The 2463-nt window shown below is 49.7% G+C and carries 2 protein-coding genes; both read left to right on the forward strand.

Annotated features, from left to right (window positions below; genetic code table 11):
* Positions 1–103: 103 nt before the first annotated feature.
* Positions 104–1630 carry an IS21 family transposase gene (gene istA, locus ABD836_RS19385; protein ID WP_344939301.1) on the forward strand — a complete coding sequence of 509 codons (1527 nt, stop codon included), beginning with the start codon at positions 104–106 and terminating at the stop codon, positions 1628–1630.
* Positions 1620–2384: an IS21-like element helper ATPase IstB gene (gene istB / locus ABD836_RS19390; protein ID WP_344939304.1), complete on the forward strand. Its 765-nt coding sequence runs from the start codon at positions 1620–1622 to the stop codon at positions 2382–2384. The genes istA and istB overlap by 11 nt, the downstream gene beginning before the upstream one ends.
* Positions 2385–2463: the final 79 nt, after the last annotated feature.

Here is a 2463-nt window from a genome sequence, read left to right on the forward strand (position 1 = left end):
TGTTGATTTGCATTTAAAACTGACCCACTAACCCCCTATATTTGCATTGAATTTTGACCCATGTGTAACACTTACCCGCAGGATGACTGCGGGGGATTTAGGAGTGATAGACGTGGCATTATTAAGTGTAATTAGACGCTGGCATTTCCGCGAAGGAATGCCCATCAGAGAGATCGCTCGGCGAACTGGGTTATCTCGTAATACCGTTCGTAAGTATTTGGCCACAGCAGTAGTTGAGCCGGCTTACCCTTCTCGTATTAGTCCCAGCAACTTGAACGACTACAAAGATACGCTGACAAGTTGGTTGTTCAGGGAGTCACGACGGCATCGTAAACAACGTCGAACAGTGAAGCAGCTATACCGCGACTTGGTGTCGATTGGCTATGAGGGCTCCTATGATCGTGTTGCCGCCTTTGCTCGCCAGTGGCGAGCATCTCAGGATGATGCCAAGCGACACTCTAGCAAACACGTTTATGTGCCGCTTCGGTTTGCTCCCGGTGAAGCCTTCCAGTTTGACTGGAGTGAGGATTGGGTCAAAATCGATGGCGTTAGAACCAAGCTACAAGTCGCCCACTTCAAGCTTTGCTACAGCAGGGCCTTCTTCATCAGAGCATACCTAGCGCAATCTCACGAGATGTTATTTGACGCCCATTATCATGCCTTCCGTACGTTTGGCGGCATTCCCCGGCGCGGCATTTACGACAACATGAAAACGGCGGTGGATAAAATTGGTCGCGGCAAGCAACGGCAGGTTAATAAACGCTTCTACGCCATGGTCAGCCACTATCTGTATGAACCCGAGTTCTGTAACCCGGCTTCCGGCTGGGAGAAGGGCCAGATTGAGAAGGCCGTGCTCGATGCTCGTCACGGACTTTGGTACGACACGCCAAGCATAAAGTCATTGCAGGAATTGAATCTCTGGCTCGAGGAGCGTTGCAAAATACTATGGCAGGAGTCAGCCCATCCCGAGTTTAAATCCCGCTCGTTGGCTGAGTGCTGGCATGAAGACGTAGCTGAGATGATGCAAGTGCCGCCAGCATTTGATGGCTTTATTGAGCATAGTAAGCGAGTGTCTTCTACGTGCCTGATTACCTTCGAATATAATCGCTACAGCGTTCCCGCCAGCTTTGCCAACAGAGTGATCAGCTTACGCGTCTATCCAGAGCGCTTGATCATCGTGGCTGAGGCCCACGTGGTGGCAGAGCATGCTCGTGTCTTTAATCGAGAAAAAAGCACACCCGGACGGACAATCTATGATTGGCGGCACTACCTTACGGTGGTTCAACGCAAACCGGGCGCATTGCGCAATGGCGCGCCGTTTTTAACTTTGCCTGATAGCTTCCGCTTGCTGCAAACCCAATTACTTAAACGACACGGTGGCGATCGGGAGATGGCTGACATCTTGGCGCTCGTGCTATTGCACGACGAACAATTGGTCGAGAAAGCGATAACCAAGTCACTAGAGCTTGGCGAGCCATCAAAGGAGCATGTTATGAATTGCCTCAGCCGATTAGAGCAACCTCAACTACCCCAGCTTGTTACACCACCACCAGCGCTAATGTTGCTGACAGAGCCGCAGGCCAATACCGCCCGCTACGACAATTTACGGAGAACACGTCATGAGCACTGAATCTATGGTCAGTACACTTAAGTCCCTTAAGCTTTATGGCATGGCTGATACGATTGCGACCCTATCCTCACAATCATCACCGGCTTACCAAAATGCATTGCCTGTACTTGAGATGCTATTGAAAGCAGAATCCTCTGAACGGGATGTACGTTCTATTAACTACCAAATGAAAGTAGCGAAGTTCCCCGCTTATCGTGACCTGACCGGCTTCGACTTCACGCAGAGTATGGTTGATGAGGTGCTAGTGAAATCACTTCATCGCGGCCTCTTCCTAGAGGAAACCCAGAACGTGGTATTGGTTGGCGGCCCCGGAACCGGAAAAACGCACTTGGCCACCGCTATTGGTGTTCAGGCAATACAGCATCATCGCTTGCGAGTTCGCTTCCTATCTACCATTGAACTGGTTAATGCCCTTGAACTGGAGAAACTGCAGGGGCAGCAAGGACGACTTGCCAACAGGTTGATCCATACCGACCTCGTCATTCTGGATGAGCTAGGTTATTTACCCTTTAGTCAGGCAGGTGGCGCACTGCTGTTCCACTTAATCAGTAAGCTATACGAACGCACGAGTATCATCATTACGACAAACCTCTGCTTCGCAGAGTGGTCAGCGGTGTTTGGCGATGAAAAGATGACAACCGCCTTGTTGGATCGATTGACTCATCATTGCCACATTATAGAAACTGGAAATGATAGCTTCAGATTAAAACACTCAACAACGCAACAGGAGGAATTGAAGGCAGCAAAGAAGTAAAATCTAGGCCATAATCTGGCCATCAGGGTGGGTCAATTTTAGATGCAAATCCTGGGTCAGTTTTAAATGCAAATCAACA

The sequence above is a fragment of the Zhongshania borealis genome, assembly GCF_039539625.1.
GTDB lineage: Bacteria > Pseudomonadota > Gammaproteobacteria > Pseudomonadales > Spongiibacteraceae > Spongiibacter > Spongiibacter borealis.

Coding starts and splice junctions, on each gene's coding strand:
- istB (WP_344939304.1), top strand. CDS start 1,620: ATGAGCACTGAATCTATGGTCAGTACACTTAAGTCCCTTAAGCTTTAT.